At 33.9% G+C, this 18,732-nt stretch carries 19 protein-coding genes; 5 read left to right on the top strand and 14 right to left on the bottom strand.

Going from position 1 to position 18,732, the window contains the following annotated elements:
- Position 1: 1 nt before the first annotated feature.
- The 5 genes from ABS764_RS07530 to ABS764_RS07510 all read right to left on the bottom strand — a co-directional run bounded on the left by ABS764_RS07530 (position 2) and on the right by ABS764_RS07510 (position 3,868).
- Positions 2–742, bottom strand: a complete 741-nt coding sequence (locus ABS764_RS07530; protein WP_408081177.1) for an SDR family oxidoreductase — start codon at positions 740–742, stop codon at positions 2–4.
- Positions 743–806: 64 nt separating this feature from the next.
- The gene (locus tag ABS764_RS07525; protein WP_408081176.1) at positions 807–1,382 is read right to left on the bottom strand and encodes a Crp/Fnr family transcriptional regulator; all 576 of its coding nucleotides are present in this window, start codon (positions 1,380–1,382) and stop codon (positions 807–809) included.
- 17 nt (positions 1,383–1,399) lie between these two features.
- Complete coding sequence (gene lipB / locus ABS764_RS07520) at positions 1,400–2,104, bottom strand: lipoyl(octanoyl) transferase LipB (RefSeq protein WP_408081175.1); 705 nt, start codon at positions 2,102–2,104, stop codon at positions 1,400–1,402.
- 162 nt (positions 2,105–2,266) lie between these two features.
- Positions 2,267–3,025, bottom strand: a complete 759-nt coding sequence (locus ABS764_RS07515; RefSeq protein ID WP_408081174.1) for a hypothetical protein — start codon at positions 3,023–3,025, stop codon at positions 2,267–2,269.
- 108 nt (positions 3,026–3,133) lie between these two features.
- Positions 3,134–3,868 (bottom strand): hypothetical protein, encoded by a 735-nt coding sequence (locus ABS764_RS07510; protein WP_408081173.1) that lies wholly within the window; start codon positions 3,866–3,868, stop codon positions 3,134–3,136.
- 320 nt (positions 3,869–4,188) lie between these two features.
- Between ABS764_RS07510 and lysS the strand changes: the two genes are divergently transcribed.
- From lysS to ABS764_RS07495, 3 genes are all read left to right on the top strand, one after another.
- Positions 4,189–5,889, top strand: coding sequence for a lysine--tRNA ligase (gene lysS, locus ABS764_RS07505; RefSeq protein ID WP_408081172.1), 1,701 nt, complete (start codon positions 4,189–4,191; stop codon positions 5,887–5,889).
- A gap of 88 nt (positions 5,890–5,977) precedes the next feature.
- Entirely contained in the window at positions 5,978–7,228 is a 1,251-nt protein-coding gene (locus ABS764_RS07500; RefSeq protein ID WP_408081171.1) for an AAA family ATPase, read from the top strand.
- Positions 7,225–7,719, top strand: a complete 495-nt coding sequence (locus ABS764_RS07495) for a hypothetical protein (RefSeq protein ID WP_408081170.1) — start codon at positions 7,225–7,227, stop codon at positions 7,717–7,719. Before ABS764_RS07500 ends, ABS764_RS07495 begins: the two co-directional genes overlap by 4 nt.
- A 47-nt stretch (positions 7,720–7,766) precedes the next feature.
- On the opposite strand, the gene ABS764_RS07490 is transcribed toward ABS764_RS07495, so the two are convergent.
- Positions 7,767–8,369, bottom strand: a complete 603-nt coding sequence (locus tag ABS764_RS07490; protein ID WP_408081169.1) for a hypothetical protein — start codon at positions 8,367–8,369, stop codon at positions 7,767–7,769.
- A gap of 50 nt (positions 8,370–8,419) precedes the next feature.
- Positions 8,420–9,445 (bottom strand): 2-hydroxyacid dehydrogenase, encoded by a 1,026-nt coding sequence (locus ABS764_RS07485; protein WP_408081168.1) that lies wholly within the window; start codon positions 9,443–9,445, stop codon positions 8,420–8,422.
- Positions 9,446–9,623: 178 nt separating this feature from the next.
- On the opposite strand from ABS764_RS07485, the gene ABS764_RS07480 reads away from it, so the two are divergent.
- Positions 9,624–10,115, top strand: coding sequence for a hypothetical protein (locus tag ABS764_RS07480; RefSeq protein ID WP_408081167.1), 492 nt, complete (start codon positions 9,624–9,626; stop codon positions 10,113–10,115).
- Between the two features lie 82 nt (positions 10,116–10,197).
- Here ABS764_RS07480 and ABS764_RS07475 read toward each other — a convergent pair whose 3' ends face one another.
- From ABS764_RS07475 to ABS764_RS07450, 6 genes are all read right to left on the bottom strand, one after another.
- Positions 10,198–11,799, bottom strand: coding sequence for an LVIVD repeat-containing protein (locus ABS764_RS07475; RefSeq protein ID WP_408081166.1), 1,602 nt, complete (start codon positions 11,797–11,799; stop codon positions 10,198–10,200).
- Between the two features lie 115 nt (positions 11,800–11,914).
- On the bottom strand, positions 11,915–12,166 hold the full coding sequence (locus ABS764_RS07470) for a DUF6755 family protein (RefSeq protein ID WP_408081165.1): 252 nt from the start codon (positions 12,164–12,166) through the stop codon (positions 11,915–11,917).
- A 9-nt stretch (positions 12,167–12,175) separates the two neighbouring features.
- A complete protein-coding gene (locus ABS764_RS07465; protein ID WP_408081164.1) occupies positions 12,176–12,697 on the bottom strand; it encodes a Rieske (2Fe-2S) protein in 522 nt (173 codons plus the stop codon).
- 9 nt (positions 12,698–12,706) lie between these two features.
- Positions 12,707–13,276 carry a 4Fe-4S dicluster domain-containing protein gene (locus tag ABS764_RS07460; RefSeq protein ID WP_408081163.1) on the bottom strand — a complete coding sequence of 190 codons (570 nt, stop codon included), beginning with the start codon at positions 13,274–13,276 and terminating at the stop codon, positions 12,707–12,709.
- 20 nt (positions 13,277–13,296) lie between these two features.
- Positions 13,297–15,513, bottom strand: coding sequence for a molybdopterin oxidoreductase family protein (locus ABS764_RS07455; RefSeq protein WP_408081162.1), 2,217 nt, complete (start codon positions 15,511–15,513; stop codon positions 13,297–13,299).
- A 26-nt stretch (positions 15,514–15,539) separates the two neighbouring features.
- Positions 15,540–16,589 carry an MFS transporter gene (locus tag ABS764_RS07450; protein ID WP_408081161.1) on the bottom strand — a complete coding sequence of 350 codons (1,050 nt, stop codon included), beginning with the start codon at positions 16,587–16,589 and terminating at the stop codon, positions 15,540–15,542.
- 363 nt (positions 16,590–16,952) lie between these two features.
- On the opposite strand from ABS764_RS07450, the gene ABS764_RS07445 reads away from it, so the two are divergent.
- Positions 16,953–17,351 (top strand): hypothetical protein, encoded by a 399-nt coding sequence (locus ABS764_RS07445; protein ID WP_408081160.1) that lies wholly within the window; start codon positions 16,953–16,955, stop codon positions 17,349–17,351.
- Between the two features lie 47 nt (positions 17,352–17,398).
- Here ABS764_RS07445 and hemL read toward each other — a convergent pair whose 3' ends face one another.
- Positions 17,399–18,685 carry a glutamate-1-semialdehyde 2,1-aminomutase gene (hemL, locus tag ABS764_RS07440; RefSeq protein ID WP_408081159.1) on the bottom strand — a complete coding sequence of 429 codons (1,287 nt, stop codon included), beginning with the start codon at positions 18,683–18,685 and terminating at the stop codon, positions 17,399–17,401.
- Between the last annotated feature and the right edge of the window lie 47 nt (positions 18,686–18,732).

Raw genomic sequence — 18,732 nt, 5'->3', positions numbered from 1 at the left:
ATTAACTCATCGAATTGATTTTCTTAAACATAAAATCAGGAGCAATTCTATTTAAAAAATAAAGCAATTTGACTTTAGAGATTCTAATCTCAGCTTTATCGTCCTTAATTCCTCTTAGCATCTCATCAACAGCATCCTCTGCTGAAATTGCACCCTTAGGTACTTTTCCATTATGCCAGGGCGTGTCTACTACAGGAAATAAAACTTCCGTAATTTTCACATTTTGTTGCTGTAACTGTAGCCTTAAAACCTGTGTAAAAGAATGCAAGGCTGATTTAGTAGCATTGTAAAAAGTATATTTCTTAGTGGGCACATACACCAAACCTGAAGTAATATTCACTATTAATGCCCGATTATTTTTAGCCATCAAAGGATAGAGTGATTTTATGAGATAAACAGGCGCTTTAAAATTTACTGCTATTTCTTTTTCCAGTTTTTCAATAATAGCAGCATCACTTATAAAATCACTTCTTGTAGCGGTAGCAGCATTATTGATTAATACATTTACTGACGGAAAATTTAATGCAGTCCATTTTACAAATTTTTCGCATTCTGCAAGTTGTGATAAATCACATTGATAGGTAATTAAATCCGGAAGTTGTTTTTTTGCTTCACCAAGTTTTTCAGCCGATCCGGAACAAGTAATCACAGTATTTCCTTTTTGCAAAAGCCGTTTACATATTTCAAAACCTATACCCGAACTTCCTCCTGTAATTATAACGGTACTATTAAAAATTTCCATATTATTCAAATTTAAATTATGGAATAAAAATAATATCGTTTTTTATTTTCTACATTGACCTATGTTAAGTCTTATGCTTTTTCAGAATCCTGCTGAGTGATTCGGGCTGAATTCCTAAATAAGAAGCTATGATATGTTGCGGAATTCTATGATTTAAGTCTGGGAAATCTTCTAAAAAATTCAGGTATCTGGTTTTTGCATCCAGCATTAACAGTTCTCTTTCTCTCTTTTCTTTAGCACAAAATGCTTTTTCCAGTATTTTAAATAAAAATACATCCCAATAACTGTCGCCCAATCTCAATTGCATCCAATCGGTATAGCTAAATTCTAAAATTTGCGAATCCTCCAATGCTTCAATATAAAAATAAGAATTCGTTTTTTGAATCATTGCAGAATAAGAACTTATAAACTGCTTTTCTGAAATGATGTTTTTAGTAAATTCATTTCCGTTTTCGTGGATGTAAACATACCGGAAAAGCCCTTTTAAAACGTATGCCAGCTTATTAGGCACTTCTCCCTGCGAAATAAAATTAGTATTTTTAGAAACATTCTTTAATTGCCCTATTTTGCATAATTCAGCAAATCTTTCCTCAGAAATATTATTTGGTAACAAGGAGTTTTTGATAACTGAATCATTCATAATAGCAGAAAATAATTTTATTTCTGAACAAATTGATTTTCAAATAAAACAGTAAAATGTTTCAGAATTTTGTCTTTAACTTCTTCCTCATCTACTTTTTCAACACCTAATTCTACATTAAGTGAGGTCACTGCTTTTCCACGAATTCCGCAAGGAATAATATTATCAAAATATCCCAAATCGGCATTGACATTTAACGCAAATCCGTGCATGGTCACCCAACGGGAAGCACGAACACCCATGGCACAAATTTTTCTGGCAAATGGTGTTCCAACACCCAGCCAGACTCCTGTTTCGCCATCACTTCTCCCCGATTCCACTCCGTATTCAGCCAAAGTTAAAATTATAGCCTCCTCCAAAAAACGTAAATATTTATGAATATCAGTAAAGAAATTTTCCAGGTCCAAAATAGGATAACCTACAATCTGTCCCGGTCCGTGATAAGTGATGTCACCGCCACGATTGATTTTGTAGAAAACAGCGCCTTTGGCTTCCAATTGTTTTTCGGACAACAGCAGATTTTCCAAATCGCCGCTCTTACCCAAGGTGTAAACATGCGGATGCTCCACAAAAAGAAAATAATTAGGCGTAGGCAGATTGGTTTCTTCCCTGCGGTTTTGGATTTTTAAATCGACAATTCCTTTGAATAATTCTTCCTGGTATTCCCAGGTTGATTTATAATCACGGTTCCCTAAATCTTGAAGTTGGATTGTTTTATTCATCGTAGTACTTTGAGGTGCAAAAATACGATTAAATATTTGTTTTACCACGAAGGCACACCAACGTAACAAATGAGATTATTTTACCACAAATTACACAAATCATCGCAAATGAATCTGTAGAAATTTGTGCAATTTGTGGTTATAAAATAGTGTAATTTACCATTATTCTAAAACCACATTTAAATTCAATTTCTCTGGATTCTCAGTATAATCAGTAAAAGGATATTCTACCGTGATGGTTTTTCGATCAGCACTAAATAGCGCATCCGGATTAGAAACCGATTTTACGGCTTTAGGAAAATGGTATTTCAAAGTATATTTGGAAGAAGCAAAAATCATCTTAGCCATTCCTGTTGAATCAGCAGCTATTTTATTGATGGCATTTTTATCAACGATAGCTTTACGGCTAAAGTTTTTACCATCATAATTAAAAGACAATTGGGTGTTATTCATACCGCTCATCATGGCAGCTGGGTTGTTATTCTTATCTGATTTTCCTTTTAAATCTTTCATAGCCGACATACTTTCCATCAAGCCACCTAATTCATTTACACTTTTAAATGGCGTATTCATCGAAAACAACAATTGTTGGGCTTCAGGATTCATTTTGATATTCATCACAAAATTTTCCATTTTTTTTATTGCCGCCTGTTGCTCCGGAGACATTTTAGCTATACTATCTTTCTTCTTATCAAAAATTTCTTTGAATGAAAAAGTGGAATCTATTGCTTTAGCATTATTTTTTGCTCCAAACTGTTCTCCTAGCTTATCTCCCGCCATCGCCATCAATCCGGCACCATCCATTTCTAAAGAAAATTTTCCGGAACCATCAGGCTGAACATCGATGTTTTCAGTGAAGTTGCAGCTTGCAAGCGTTAGTACTAAAATTGAAAGACTAAGTAATTGGTATAATTTTGTCATTGTTTGTTTTTATATTAAAGTATAGTATATAATTGTGAGCGATATTACAGCTATTTGTTTTTTGTTTTAGTATTATTCAAATTGTAACTAATTTAAAAGCTTATAATTTTATTCTTTATATTCTTTCAATGGTTTGTAATTAATATATCTTATGTAAATATTTTCTGAATTAGTAATTGTATCTTTTTGCAATAGTTTTTCTTTTCCAAATTTATCAATTTCATAAACAGTGCGACAGTTATCATTATGTACACTAGCAAACTCTTTTAAACTATCCCCTTCAATTCTTGCAAAAACAGTAGAACTACCTCCGTGAACCAAAAAAGCATCAATACAATTAAGTTCTTTGTTATAAAGCATATTTGGATAATCTTGAGAATTTTCAATAGATATCAGCTTTTTTTCATAGTTATCATAAATAAAAAGACGTCTAACTTCGTTTCCACCTCGGGCTGCACTACCTGAAATAAAAGTTATATCATTGAATTTATCATTATTAAAGTCTGATATGTTTGGTTCAAACCCATTTAATATGGTACATTCATACAAGTAGGTATTTTTATGAAACCAATAATTTAGACCTTTACTATAGAACTTTATAATTACATAAGTATTATTAAAAACCCTATGTTTTATTAACTCAATTTTGGTTTTACCCCTTTCACCAATATTCAAACTATCAACAAATGTTTCTATAATTTCTGTATCTGAGGTTAACGTATCAGCTAAGACAATTTTGTTTTTAATTGTATATTTTGCAATCTCTTTTTTAATTCTATTATCTACATGTTGTGTAGTACATGAAAATATAAAAATTAAGAAAAAAAGAAAATTTCGTTTCATATGACACTTTTACTAAAATTTAAGTTCACAAACTTTAAAACCTAAGCAATTTTAAACAACTTTTCTGGATTTACAATATAATTATCATCGAATTTTCTTTCTTTTTTCATAAAATTCAATCTATGAAAACGAAACTTCCTAAAATAGCCCTGATGGAAACGGCGTCCTTTCTAGCCGGTGTTCGGCTAGAAAGATAGAGTATACAGCAGGACAAATCGTGATAAAAAACAGAGATTTTCTGCTCCTAAAAAATCTAAAAATCTGCATTCTGAAATCTGCATTCTATTTGTTATCTTTGCGGTCTTAAAAATCAGACTATAATGGCATTATCAGAACAAGAAATCATCCGAAGAGAAAAACTTCAATCTTTACGCAACTTAGGAATCAATCCTTATCCTGCTAATCTTTTTCCTGTAAATCATACTTCTAAACAGATAAAGGAATCATTTGAAGAAGGTAAGAAAGTGATTGTTGCCGGGCGTTTGATGAGCGTGAGAGATCAGGGAAAAGCTTGTTTTGCTGAATTGCAGGATAGTGAAGGTCGTATTCAGTTGTACGTGAATCGTGATGTTTTATGCGAAGGCGATGATAAAACCTTGTACAATCAGGTTTTCAAAAAACTGACCGATTTAGGTGATTTTATTGGTATTGAAGGCGAATTGTTTACGACACAGGTGGGTGCCAAATGTATTCGTGTAAGCGGTTATACATTTTTGAGCAAAACCTTACGTCCTTTACCATTACCAAAAGTAGATGAAGACGGTAAAGTACACGATGCTTTTAATGATGCTGAATTGCGTTATAGAATGCGTTATGTAGATTTAACCGTAAATCAAAACGTAAAAGAAACATTTATCAAAAGAACTAAATTGTTCAACGCAATGCGTGGTTTCTTTAATGATGCAGGTTACCTAGAAGTGGAAACTCCGGTTTTACAATCCATTCCCGGTGGAGCTGCGGCGCGTCCGTTTATTACACACCATAACTCATTGGATATTCCGTTGTACATGCGTATTGCGAATGAGTTGTACTTAAAAAGATTAATCGTTGGTGGATTTGACGGTGTTTATGAGTTTTCGAAAAACTTCCGTAATGAAGGAATGGACAGAACGCACAACCCGGAATTTACTGCCATGGAAATATATGTAGCCTACAAAGACTACAACTGGATGATGGATTTCACGGAGCGTTTGCTAGAGCATTGTGCGATTAGTGTAAATGGAACGAGCGATGTGACTTTTGGTGAAAACCAAATTAGTTTCAAAGCGCCTTTTGCCCGTGTGACAATGACGGATTCCATTAAACATTTTACCGGTTTTGACATTTCAGGAAAAAGCGAAGCCGAATTATACGAAGCCGCTAAAGGAATGGGAATCGAAGTGGATGAAACCATGGGGAAAGGAAAACTGATTGATGAAATTTTTGGAGCGAAATGCGAAGGAAATTATATTCAGCCAACATTCATTACCGATTATCCAAAAGAAATGTCTCCATTGTGTAAAGAGCACCGCGACAATCCGGAACTGACAGAACGTTTTGAATTAATGGTTTGTGGAAAAGAAGTTGCCAATGCGTATTCTGAGTTAAATGACCCAATTGACCAACGGGAACGTTTTGAAGACCAAATGCGTCTGGCTGCCAAAGGTGATGACGAAGCTAACGGAATCATTGATGAAGATTTCTTAAGAGCTTTAGAATACGGAATGCCTCCAACATCTGGTTTAGGAATTGGAATGGATCGTTTGATGATGTTCCTGACTAATAATGCTTCTATTCAGGAAGTATTATTGTTCCCGCAAATGCGTCCTGAGAAAAAAATCACTGTAGAATTGACTGAAGAGGAAAAATTTATTTTAGATTTATTGAAAAAAAATGAAGATAAAATGGATTTAACTCAACTTAAAATTGCTGCTAATTTAAGCGGTAAAAAATGGGATGCGTCTATGAAAAACTTATCGAAACACGGTTTGACTAAAGTAGCTGTTGAAGGAGAAAGTAAAATGGTGGAATTAGTAGAGTAAATCCCTTTAAATATTCTAAAAATTAAAAAAAGGAGCTTTTATTGAAGCTCCTTTTTCTTATATAAAAAATTTCCTTAATTTTGAAAACATGGAAAGAGCAAAACTTATTGTTAAAAATTTCGGACCTCTAAAAGATATTAATATCGAAGTTAGAGAAATGGTTGTTTTTATTGGAGCACAGGCTTCTGGTAAAAGTACTTTGGCAAAATTGATTTCAATATTGGAAGATGAGGAATTTAGAAAAGATGATTCAATTTCTTTTGAAGAAGAATTAAAAAAATATAGTATTCATTCTTTTTTAAACAATAAGAGTTGTATAAATTATTGCAGAGAATCCAAGGGAGTTTTTTACGAATTTACACTCGAAAATAGTATATCAAAAAAGGTAGATTATAGAGAGAATTTAATTAAAAATCTTTCAGGTATTGTTACCAAAGAAAAAGGAGAAATATTGGATTCACTTCTCGAAACAGATCTTGAAAATATAAGATTTAAGAATATTAAAGAAAAGAAGTTATTTGTAAAAAAATTAAATGAAGCCGTCGATAGTGCTTTTTCAGAAAAAGATAAAACTAAGATTTATGATTTTTTCATTAAAAAGTATGACCAAGTAATTTCGAAATACGGTGCGTATCTAAAATTCGATTCTATATACATCCCTACTGAAAGAAATATTTTGCAAATAATATCTACAAATATTCTAGGCTTGATCAATAACGACATTCAAATCCCTAAATACTTATTAAACAGCGGACAAGAATATGAAAAAGCTATTAATACTATAAAAGAATTGCCATTAAGTATAATTGATAAAAAAATCAAATACAAAAGAGAAGGAAAAACTTCGTACATATATCATAATGAAACTGAAAAAGTTGATTTATTAGAATCTGCTTCGGGATTGCAATCCATTATTCCAATTTTACTTTTAGTAGAATATTCTAAATCATTAAAAGAAAAATACAATTTCAATTTTGTTGTAGAAGAACCTGAATTGAATTTATATCCAAAAGCACAACACGAATTAATTAAATATTTAGTCAAAAACTGTTTGTTTGATAGAAAAAATTTAATTCTTACTACTCATAGTCCATTTGTATTAGCATCTATCAATAATTTGCTTTTGGCTTTTGACAAAGGAAAAACCCATCCAAAAGAAGTCAATAAAATAATTAAAAAAGAATCCTGGCTTGACCCAAAAAACTTCATTGCCTATGAATTAAAAAATGGAAAAGCAAAAAAGATTATGAATGATAAATTAGGACAAATCAAGGAGAATATGATTGATGCTGTTTCTGATGCATTTGCAAATGAATTTGACAAATTGCTTGACTTATGATTCAACATATCAAAGAAGCATTTCCTGTAATTGAGACCAATTGTTTAAGAACAATTACTGATAAACACACATTTGTATTTGAAGCTGAAACTGTTTTATTTGTTAGCGTAAAAGAATCGTGGCATTTACACATTGAAAATAAGTCAAATGGGGAATTCTACTTTATTCAAAATGATGATTGTGTCATGAAAAAAGTCAAAGGCGGACAATGTGACTACGTCATTTGTAACAATGAAAATATATTTTTTACAGAAGTTAAGGTTGCAAAAGGAAATCAAGCGAATCATAGAAAAGAAGCTTATTCCCAATTAGAAAACACATTTAAACATTATTCAAATTTAATAGATTTTGATCCTTACAACTTGAATGCCATAGTTTGCTTTCCAACTAAAAGAAGAATTGTTAGAGCGAGTAAATCAACAAAGAAAAAAGAATTTAAAGTTAAATATAATTTAGATCTTCAAGAGAGAAATTATATTTCTTTCGAATAATATTCAAACCCGTCTCGTTCTAAATAAACGAAACGGGTTTTCTGTTTTTAAAACGAATATTTCTTTATTTTATCCTCCTGAATATTTAAAACCGAAACACTTTCTTTAGGAACTTCAGCTTTCCAATTTTCCTGAACAGATGGATTTGACGGATATTTACCGTTTTTCATTTTAAGAAGATGAAATTTCCCTCCAGTCTCAAATATAAGATCATAAAAATTTTCAGACGATGAAGTGGTTACATAGATAGGAAAATCGGTTACAGTAAACTTGTTGATTACACTTCCATCATTATTTAAAATATACCCTGAACAACCTCCGCTTCCACAGAAATACGGATTAGAAAAGCCAACAAAATATTCGTCTTTTTTATCATTATTTAAATCTAATGCTTCATAATAAAAGAATCTTTCTTCTTTTGTCATCGCAGCTAAATCATCCTTTAACAGTACTTTTAATTGTTTACGAATCAATTCTACTACCTTATCGTCTTTTACAAGTGTATCACTAACAGCTGCTGTTCCTACTGCTGTCTTTGACAAAGTATCTTCAACAATAGCTTTGATTATATTCTTTGAATTCGTTTTATCTTTATTTTGACATCCATATAATAACGCAACAACCCAAACAATTAAAATTTTACTTTTCATAATATTCATTTTATAATTTAAAATTTAAGTTTAAATATAATAAAAGCTTTCTAAGCCAATAAAGCCGCTTTATTATCAATATCATTTTGTGCAAGCAATGATTCAATGTTATTGAAAGTCACTAAAGCAATTTGCGTTAAGGCTTCATCAGTAAAAAAGGCCTGATGTGCCGTTACCAAAACATTTGGAAAACTCATTAACCGCTGGATGGCATCGTCCTGAATAATATCTTCAGAATGATCTTTGAAAAACAACTTTTCTTCCTGTTCGTAAACATCAATTCCTAAATAGCCTACTTTTCCTTGTTTTAATGCTTGAATCACGTCTGAAGTCTGAATTAAAGCACCCCGACTGGTATTGATAATCATCACATTATTTTTCATCAATGAAAGTGACTTTTCATCAATAATATACTTTGTTTTTTCGTTCAAAGGACAATGCAACGAGATAATATCGGATTCTTTAAAAATGTTTTCTAATGGAACAAAAGTAACGCCTTCTTCTTCCATCTCGATATTAGTGACGATGTCAAAAGCCAGCACTTTGCAACCAAAACCTGTTACAATCTTTGCAAATGCCTTTCCTATATTTCCGGTTCCAATAATTCCAACGGTTTTTCCATGCAAATCAAAACCCAGTAATCCGTTTAAGGAAAAATTTTGTTCCCGAACCCGATTGTATGCCTTATGTGTTTTTCTGTTTAAAGTCAAAATCATTGCCATAGCATGTTCGGCAACCGCTTGGGGAGAATAGGCTGGAACGCGACACACTCGAATGCCCATTTTCTTTGCTGTTTCTAAATCGACATTATTAAAACCAGCACATCGCAAAGCGATTATTTTCACCTTTCTTTCTGCTAATTCTTTAATTACCGATGCATTAACAACATCGTTTACAAAAACACAAACCACATCAGTATTACTAATTAATTTTACTGTTTGCTCGTTTAATTGTGTTTCGAAAAAATCAAATTCAAAACCAAAGTCGGTATTGTATTTTTCGAAAAATACTTTGTCGTAAGCTTGTGTGGAGAAAAAAGCAACTTTTGAATTTAACGATAACTTGGTATTTTTCATATGCTATTTTTAAAGAATTATTTTTTGTTTACAGTATTTTCTAATGTAAGAAATAAATATTAAAATTATAGAAAAGCAAAAAAACATTAACTGAAAAGACTAAAAATCACAATTTATTCTTAACAATTAAACTTTATTTTGATTCCTCTGTCTTATTTAAAAACAAAAAAATAACACTATGAAAAAATTAGCCACTATTGCTTTAATTGCAATCATAAGCGTATCCACTTATGCACAGGAAAAAAAGGATAAATTAAAAAGACATGATGGAAAGCAGATGGAAAAATTCACAGCTGAACAACGCAATGAGCTGATGCTGAAAAAAATGACTTTGGAACTGGATTTAAATGCTTCCCAACAAAAAGATTTGGGTAAAATTATTGCAGAAGAAAGTGCAAAAAGAGAAGCTTTTATGAAAAAGAGGAAAGAAAAAACAGAAAAACCTACTTCTGACCAAATCTTTGAAAAGAAAAGTAAAATGCTGGACGAACAAATTGCTATGAAGTCAAAAATGAAAAAAGTTCTTTCTGCTGACCAATTTAAAAAATGGGAGGAAATGAAAAAACACCACCGTCAAGGCATGAGAAAACATAAAAGTATGAGAAATCATGGTGTTCATGGAATGAAAAAAGATATGAAACACAAAGACAGTAGTGCGGTAAAAAAATAAATCTATTCTTGATTATTAATTCATAAAAAAAATGCTGCTTCAAAATGTGAAGCAGCATTTTTTTTATGAATTTTTATTTTACTTATTTCAATTTATTGAAAGTATCTTTATACGTTCCTGTAATAGTTACTCCGCTGTTTTTAATTACGCTACCATAAATTGTAATTTCAGAATCAGAACCCAGGAATTCTAATTTAGCTCCACTATTCATAATAAGATTACCGTAAATTACGACACTACCCTCAATTTTCATTGTTCCATTTATATTAAGGGACAAATAAGGATTATTATAATTACCCTGAGCCATCGATCCTTTCATCGTGAATACTCCGCCACTATTAATATTAATACCCTGAGCAACTGCAAGAGATCCGCAAAAAGTAAGTTTATCATTTACATTTATTCCCTGTAATGAGGCTGAACCTTTGTAACTAAAATTATCGCCCGAATTCACATTTAGCCACTCTCCTCCGCTGTAAGTTGCAAAACTGCTGCAATCAATAGCAGAAACGGTAACTTTTTTGATAATTTTTAATCCGCCATTTCCACTAGCTACATAGATATAATCTCCCACACTTTTTACATAATTGGAAGATCCTGAAAGATCAATTGTTCCCAACAAACTTAAATTACCATTTGTTGTTTTGTACACGGTAATTCCGGCCGCACCGTTTGCTACATACACATAATCACCATTTACAGAAACAGCATTAGTAACTACATCATTTTGATCAACATCACCAACAACTGCCGGAACAGCTAATGACTGTAGCAAAGTTCCAGTTAAATTATAAACTTCTAAACCTTTATAACCTTGAGATACTAAAACATTATTACCTTGAAAATCAATTGTTCTTTTTGCTTCTGCAACATCGGTAGAAGTGACAAATGAAGATTCTAAATTTAAGGTTCCTGCATTATAAACTTTTATACCATCAGTACCGCTTAATACTACTATTTTGTTATCAATACGTCCTAAAGCTCTTAGATCATCCACAGCAATTGTAGTTTCTATAATATTAGTAGTTTTATCTAATTTAGCAAGAACACCATTATTTCCGGAAACAGCATAATATTTTGAATCTGCAACAGCAAGTCCTGTACCAACATAACCGGCTAAGGAATTCAGTACATAATCATTAGTCAGCAATCCTGATTGCAAAGGCATCTGAGCAACAAAAGCCGGACTAGGTACATTATTCAAATCTACATCAACAGCACCGGCGATATATAGTTTACCATTATCAAAAAGCACGGTACTAATATCTACATTTGGTAAAATAGCCTGAACTACTAATTTTGGATTATTAGGGCTACTGATATCAATAACATCAATTCCTCCTAAATACGTATCTCCCTGTGTATTATAAGATACATATACATAATTATCTTTCACATCAACATGTGTTGCCATTAAAGTTTTCCCTCCATAAACAGGGGGTGCAACTTCGGCTAATAATGACATTGGGAACGTACCAGCCTGACCTTCGGCAGTTTTACCTGTAGTATTTAAGGTAACTAAATCCAAAACTCCTGAACCGCTAAGATCGATTCTTTTGCTTAAACTTTCGGAACTGGTATTTAAAATAACTTTTTCATCTACGCTTCCTGAGTTATCATCAGATTGACAAGACTGAATTAAGAATAAGCCACATAGTGACAAAACGAGTGCAATTTTTTTCATAATTTATTTTGATTTTGGGGTACGCAAAAGTACAATAATCTTTTTCAACTTTTCAAATATTGTCGCTGAGCTACTTAAAAAAACGATTACCAAATAATAAATTAAGAATGTTGCCTTATATTCTTGTATTTGTATTGCCTGTTGGCATATAATAAATGCAGCAGATACCAACTAAAAATAACACCAATGAAGCTACAAATGCCGGAATCAGAATTTCTTTATTATTATCCAGAGCATTATTCAAAGCAGCATACAACAGCCATATCTGAATAGTCACATTCAGAATTAATATAAAAATCACAGTCGAAAGAATCGCATTTAACTTATTGGGATTAGATTGATTTTGTCCGCGTCTGAAATTACTCATATACTTTCTTTATATTATTTTACTTTTCTCTTCTTGCGCAGCTTTTACATAGACAGCATCATCTTTAAAAAAAACATCCAGCTTAGGCAAAGCTCTTGGAGGCGGACCTCCTAAAACATTTCCTGTTGCAGCATCAAATGATCCTTCATGACACGGACAATGAATAATTCCGGTTCCCGGCTTGTAAAAAACAGAACAGGAAAGGTGGGTACATTTCTGTTCATATGCTTTAAACTCGCCGGTCTCCAGATGAATTAATATATAGGGAATTGTACTTCCTTCAATTACAAAAGCGCGTGTTCCTCCTAGCGGTACTTCTTCTTTTTTACATACAAAATGCGCTCCTTCTAATGCTTCTTTTGGATACATATACGCCTTAGCAGCAACTAATCCGCTGCCAACCATCAGTCCTCCGGAAACCAGAGTCAGGAATTTAGCAAAATCACGGCGACTTACATTGGTTGCCTGTTGCTTTTCTATTGGAAAGTCTTTCTTCCAGTTTTTATTTAAGTTTTCTTCTTTTACAGACATGAATCTCAATTAATAAATTATTAATTCTGTACTTCCTTTAGGCATCATTATATTCACTTTGGTGTTCACAATTTCTTTCCCAAAAATAAAACTATTAACCGGTGAGCTATTCGGACGCATTTCCTGAATTTCATCTTTGGTGCCATAAAACAAAGCACCACTTGGACAAACTGTTGCACACATTGGTTTTTTCCCCACACTAGTACGGTCATAGCACATGGTACATTTCATCATCAAATCGTAATTTTCTTCTTTTTTAGGTACACCAAAAGGACAAGCCATTACACAATTGGAACACCCTATACATCTTTCGGTATTTGCCGTATGTACAATTCCGAATTCGTCTTTAGAAATAGCATCGGCAGGACATACATTAGCACAAACCGGATCATCACAGTGCATACAAACCTGAACCGTGGTTTGAACCGTTGCTGCACGATCCACATAATTTACATGGATCATAGATTCCTGACCGTTTGTTTCACATTCGGCGCAGGCCAATTCACAGGCTTTACAACCAATACAACGCTGCATATCTACAAAAAACTCTTCGTTTTTATTAAAACTGGTATAGTTCATTTACATTCTTTTTTTATAGATTAAACACTTGCATAAGCTGTTGATTCTTTGGAAGGCGGAGCAATTTCGCCTAACGGTTCCAAATGACAGGCACACACTTTAAATTCCGGAATTTTAGAAATAGGATCCAAAGTACCCGGAGTTAACTGGTTTGCTGATTTTTTCCCTGACCAGTGATATGGAATAAAAACCGTATCTTCCCGGATGGTTTCTACAATATTAGCAGGAAAAATTCCTTCACCTCTTCGCGTAGAAACTCGGATTAATTCTCTTTGCTTTATTCCTAATTGTTTGGCCAGATTAGGATGTATTTCGACTAAAGGTTCCGGATACTGATCTACTAATTTTCCAATTCTTCGCGTTTGTGTTCCACTTAAATATTGCGAAACCACACGTCCCGTAGTTAAAATCACAGGAAAATCAACGCAGGTTACTTCACCCGGAAGTTTGTATGGTGCAGGATTAAAATGGGCTCTGCCATCAGGGGTTTTAAACTTCCTGTCCTCCCACAAACGTGGCGTTCCTGGATGATCCTCTGTTGGACAAGGCCAGAAAACCCCCATATTATCTTCAATTTTTTTATAGGTAATTCCATTATAATCGGCAGTTCCGCCTTTGGAAGCCACACGCAGTTCATTGAAAATTTCTTCACTGCTTTCGAAAGCAAATTTGGTTCTTACCCCCAAGCGCTTTGCTAATTCCAAAATAATCGAAGTATCGGTACGGGCATCTCCCGGAGGTGTTACCGCTTGTCTTATTCGAATGACTCTTCCTTCTGCTGAAGTGGTTGTTCCTTCTTCTTCCTCTTGCAACGAGCCAGCCATAACTATATCAGCATGGCGGGCTGTTTCATTTAAGAAAAAGTCAATACACACATAATATTCTAACTTTTCTAATGCTTCCCGAACATAATTGCTATTAGGCAAAGACACCAATGGATTAAAACATATGGACAATAAACCTTTAATTTCACCCCTGTGAATCGCTTCAATTATTTCATAAGCCGACAACCCTTTACCCGGCAAATCTTTCTCATCAATTCCCCAAACATCCGAAATATACTTGCGATGTTCCGGATTTTCTATATCTCTGTTTCCCGGTAATTGATCGCATTTATGACCGTGCTCTCTGCCTCCCTGACCATTTCCCTGTCCGGTAATAGTTGCATAACCACAATAAGGTTTACCAATTCTTCCTGTTGCCAAAACTAAATTGATACACCCCAAAACATTATCCACTCCTTTCGAATGATGTTCAACTCCGCGGGCATGAAGCAGAAAACTGGTACTGGCTCTTCCCCATAATTCAGCTGCCTGTTGGATTTTTTCTTTCTTAATTCCTGTAATTTCTTCAGCCCATTCCAGCGTATTATCTTTTACAGCATCTAAGGTTTCCTGAAATCCTGAAGTATGATTATCAATGAAATCATGGTCTAACATATCATGATCTGCCAAATATTTCAGCATAGCACCGTATAAAGCCGAATCGGTTCCTGGACGCACATCTAAATGCAAATCAGCCGTTCTGGCAAGAGGAATTATTCGGGGATCAATAACAATCAGCTTAGCGCCTCTGTCTCTTGCTTTCCAAATCCAATGTGTCAAAGTAGGAAAGGTTTCACTAACATTGGCTCCAGCCACAATAATGACTTCGGCATATTCTAAATCAGAATAGTTATTTGAACCTCGGTCCAGACCGAATGCTTTTTTATTTCCCGCACCGGCACTCACCATGCACAAACGACCGTTATAATCTAAATTTTTAGTTTTTAAAGCTACACGGGCAAATTTACCTACGAGATAACTTTTCTCATTAGTTAAAGAAACACCTGAAAGCATAGCAAATGCATCATTTCCGTATGTTTTTTGAATGCGTTGGATTTCTTTAACTGTTTTAGACATCGCATCATCCCAGGATGTAGGGACAAAGCCTTGTCCTTCTACTCTTTTTAATGGGCCTAAAAGGCGATCCGGATGATTATTCTGTAAATAACGCTGTACTCCTTTAGGGCACAATCTTCCTTCATTAAAAGGAAATTCCATCCAAGGTTCAAAACCTACTACTTTATTTTCTTTAACGGACAACTGAATGCCACACTGCATGCCACAAAAACAACAATGTGTTTTTACTAACTGATCCGGTTCATCTCTTCCTTCATAACCTTCTTTAGGACTGTAATTTTTATGAGGACCAAACTGTGTAATAATATGTTCTTCTGAAACAGGTAATTTAGCCATGTTTAAATTCTTTTACTTTCTTTAAATTATCCAAATAATTCCCCTCCATCCTGTCTTGCCTTTAAATGTGCCTGTGCTAAACGGGATCTTTTTCCTTCCGGACTTAAATCCAGATGCGAACTGCCATCTTCTCTGTCAAAATCAAATCCTAATTTTTTGGTTAAGATTTTAAGATCTTTAATATGCAGGTTAGTTGCAAATTCTTCTCCTGTATGCTCACAAACCGCCATTCCCTGCTGTTTTCCTACTCTATGATAAATATGTGCGGCAATTTGTGCCGGACGCTGAATAATATGAAAAAACTTTCCGAAAGGAATCCATATCAAAAATAAGATTACAGTTACCGCGTGCAAAACAGCCAGAAAATCAAAAGCCAAGCCTTTCATAAACTCATAAGAATAGGTCAAACCAAGTCCGGTAACCGAAATTGCTATCAATAGAATAAGTGGCAACAAATCGCCTTCAAATGTTTGGGTTGCAATTAACCCCGGATTAGTTAATCGTCTTCTTAAATAATATCCCGCACCAAAAATTACCATATAAGAAGACCAGTTTAAGGCGTGGAATGTCATGAATGCCATAACGGAATCCAGATTAAACTCCATTAGTTTAAACCCAAAAAAATGGGCTTCGTACACCGAAATAGAATTGGGAGCCATTGTAAAATGCACCCAGCCAAAAGTCAATGGAATAGTAATCAGAAAAGCTGATGTACAACCTACAGCAATCATAAAATGAGCGAGCCAACGGTATTTCCCTCTTGGATAAATGAACTTTTGGAAAACAATATTTGAAACCGTTTCCTTAGAAGCAAACCAAAAATGAGAAAATACTTTTCCAGTAAACAAGAAACAAACCCCTCTTTTAAAATACATCCATGTAGGTGGACGCTGCAACCAAACAGAATAACGATATATAATACCAAAAAAAGCAAATACAATTCCGAACAAATAAGTAACCAAAGCTGCATCAAAATTTTGTAATTCTCTGGATCCGTAAAAAACTAATACAATCATTACTATCGATAATAACGAAGCAATTAGAAAAGCCTTGATGTTATATTTTCTGTTTTTCATTTGAAAGTGTGTCTCGCAGTTTCAGACTAATTTAGTAACTAAAAAGTAAAATTAAGTAAAACTACGTTTAATTACTTAAGTATTTTTATTTTAACACAAAAACTATTCAAACTGTTATATTAAAACCACTTACCGAACCATTCAACACTAAAAACAAACATACATACTTAGAAATATCGCAAATTACTTAAATTACTAACTAATTAAAAAAACATAAAAAAGAATAGAAAAGATATTTCAGCTTACATCAATTCCACAAATTATTAACTATTATTTCGTTAATTTCTGATACCTGATTAAACCTTATCCTATAATTTGCATCTTACAGCAATAATCTTTAACATTAATCAAAAAACAAAAAAAATGAAAAAATTAATTATTGCAGCTTTATTAATTGCAGGAGTATCAGGTTTTGCTCAAAACAACAATGACAGACCACGAAGAGGAGACTTTTCTCCGGAAAAACGTGTGGAAAGAATGACGACTCAGTTAGGTCTTGATGCAAAACAACAAGAACAGCTAAAACAACTGTATGTTGAACAAGCAAAAAGCAGAGAAAACCAAAGTGGTTTTTCCAGAGAGCAGATGCAGGAAGAAAGAAAAAAAACAGAAGATAAATTAAAAGCAATCCTGACTCCGGAACAATTAAAAAAATGGGAAGCCACTCAGGCAGAAACGAGAAAAAGAATGGGTAACCGTCAAGGCGGTGGAATGGGAGACCGACCAGAACGACCACAAGGTGGCGGTGATATGGAAAATTAAAAAAAAGCTTCGAGTTAAAACTCGAAGCTTTTTTTCTGGTTTGAATTTTACAAAGTCTTTGAAACTTTATCGATAGCTTTTATCGTAAAATCCAAATCTTCATAACTTAATGCATCGGTAATAAACCAGGTTTCATAAGCTGATGGTGCGATATAAATTCCCTCTTTCAGTAATCCGTGAAAGAATTTTTTAAACGTTTCATTATCCCCTTTAGCAGCGGTTTTAAGATCAACTACCGGATTTGCATCAAAATGCACCGAAATCATCGAACCAACCCTGTTGATTGTATAGATAATATTATTTGTTTTTAATACCTTATGAATTCCTTGTTCTAAATAAGCTGTTTTTTCTTCTAATCTTTGAAAAACCGCTGCTTCATTGTTTAGAGATTCCAGCATTTTCAAACCTGCAGCCATTGCCAGCGGATTCCCTGACAAAGTTCCTGCCTGATAGACAGGTCCTACAGGTGCCAGATAATTCATGATTTCTTCACGAGCCGCAAAAGCTCCTACCGGAAGTCCTCCTCCGATTACTTTTCCAAAACAAACTATATCAGCATTGATACTCAACAATTCCTGAGCCCCGCCTTTAGCCAGACGAAAGCCGGTCATTACTTCATCAAAAATTAGTAAAATTCCGTTTTCAGAGCACAATTGGCGCAGCCCTTCCAAAAAACCTTTAATTGGCGGCACACATCCCATATTTCCCGCAACCGGTTCTACAATAATAGCAGCAATTTCATTTGGATTAGCAGCAATTAAACTTCTAACATTTTCCAAATCGTTATAGGTAGCCAGCAAAGTATCCTGAGCGGTTCCGGCAGTAACTCCCGGACTATTTGGCGTTCCAAAAGTCATTGCACCGCTACCGGCCTGAATCAGGAAAGAATCTGAATGCCCATGATAACAACCTGCAAATTTGATAATTTTATCTCTTTTTGTAAATCCGCGGGCGAGTCTTACAGCACTCATGCAAGCTTCTGTTCCTGAATTCACAAAACGGATTTTATCAATATTAGGAACCATCGATACGGCCAAAGCTGCAATCTGAGTTTCTAATTCGGTAGGCATTCCAAAAGAAGTTCCTAATTTAGCCCTCTCAGTAACAGCATCAACTACAGGCTCAAAAGCATGACCTAAAATCATGGGACCCCAGGAATTAATATAATCAATCAATCGGTTTCCATCTTCATCATACAAATAAGCTCCTTTGGCTTTTTTAACAAAAATGGGCGTTCCTCCTACTGATTTGAATGCCCGTACAGGTGAATTTACGCCACCCGGAATTACTTTTTCTGCTTCAGCAAATAACTGACTACTTCTTTGGTATAACATTTTTATTTTTAGATTTCAGATTGTAGATTTCAGATTTCAGATTTTTA

It is taken from the genome of Flavobacterium plantiphilum (genome assembly GCF_046000495.1).
GTDB classification, from domain to species: Bacteria; Bacteroidota; Bacteroidia; order Flavobacteriales; family Flavobacteriaceae; genus Flavobacterium; species Flavobacterium plantiphilum.
The sequence above is the reverse complement of the archived record's forward strand: the minus strand, read 5'-3'. Positions and strand labels throughout refer to the sequence as shown.

Coding starts and splice junctions, on each gene's coding strand:
- ABS764_RS07495 (WP_408081170.1), top strand. CDS start 7,225: ATGATTCAACATATCAAAGAAGCATTTCCTGTAATTGAGACCAATTGT.
- ABS764_RS07530 (WP_408081177.1), bottom strand. CDS start 742: ATGGAAATTTTTAATAGTACCGTTATAATTACAGGAGGAAGTTCGGGT.
- ABS764_RS07490 (WP_408081169.1), bottom strand. CDS start 8,369: ATGAAAAGTAAAATTTTAATTGTTTGGGTTGTTGCGTTATTATATGGA.
- ABS764_RS07480 (WP_408081167.1), top strand. CDS start 9,624: ATGAAAAAATTAGCCACTATTGCTTTAATTGCAATCATAAGCGTATCC.
- lipB (WP_408081175.1), bottom strand. CDS start 2,104: ATGAATAAAACAATCCAACTTCAAGATTTAGGGAACCGTGATTATAAA.
- ABS764_RS07470 (WP_408081165.1), bottom strand. CDS start 12,166: ATGAGTAATTTCAGACGCGGACAAAATCAATCTAATCCCAATAAGTTA.
- ABS764_RS07465 (WP_408081164.1), bottom strand. CDS start 12,697: ATGTCTGTAAAAGAAGAAAACTTAAATAAAAACTGGAAGAAAGACTTT.
- hemL (WP_408081159.1), bottom strand. CDS start 18,685: ATGTTATACCAAAGAAGTAGTCAGTTATTTGCTGAAGCAGAAAAAGTA.
- ABS764_RS07455 (WP_408081162.1), bottom strand. CDS start 15,513: ATGGCTAAATTACCTGTTTCAGAAGAACATATTATTACACAGTTTGGT.
- ABS764_RS07475 (WP_408081166.1), bottom strand. CDS start 11,799: ATGAAAAAAATTGCACTCGTTTTGTCACTATGTGGCTTATTCTTAATT.
- lysS (WP_408081172.1), top strand. CDS start 4,189: ATGGCATTATCAGAACAAGAAATCATCCGAAGAGAAAAACTTCAATCT.
- ABS764_RS07515 (WP_408081174.1), bottom strand. CDS start 3,025: ATGACAAAATTATACCAATTACTTAGTCTTTCAATTTTAGTACTAACG.
- ABS764_RS07445 (WP_408081160.1), top strand. CDS start 16,953: ATGAAAAAATTAATTATTGCAGCTTTATTAATTGCAGGAGTATCAGGT.
- ABS764_RS07485 (WP_408081168.1), bottom strand. CDS start 9,445: ATGAAAAATACCAAGTTATCGTTAAATTCAAAAGTTGCTTTTTTCTCC.
- ABS764_RS07525 (WP_408081176.1), bottom strand. CDS start 1,382: ATGAATGATTCAGTTATCAAAAACTCCTTGTTACCAAATAATATTTCT.
- ABS764_RS07450 (WP_408081161.1), bottom strand. CDS start 16,589: ATGAAAAACAGAAAATATAACATCAAGGCTTTTCTAATTGCTTCGTTA.
- ABS764_RS07510 (WP_408081173.1), bottom strand. CDS start 3,868: ATGAAACGAAATTTTCTTTTTTTCTTAATTTTTATATTTTCATGTACT.
- ABS764_RS07460 (WP_408081163.1), bottom strand. CDS start 13,276: ATGAACTATACCAGTTTTAATAAAAACGAAGAGTTTTTTGTAGATATG.
- ABS764_RS07500 (WP_408081171.1), top strand. CDS start 5,978: ATGGAAAGAGCAAAACTTATTGTTAAAAATTTCGGACCTCTAAAAGAT.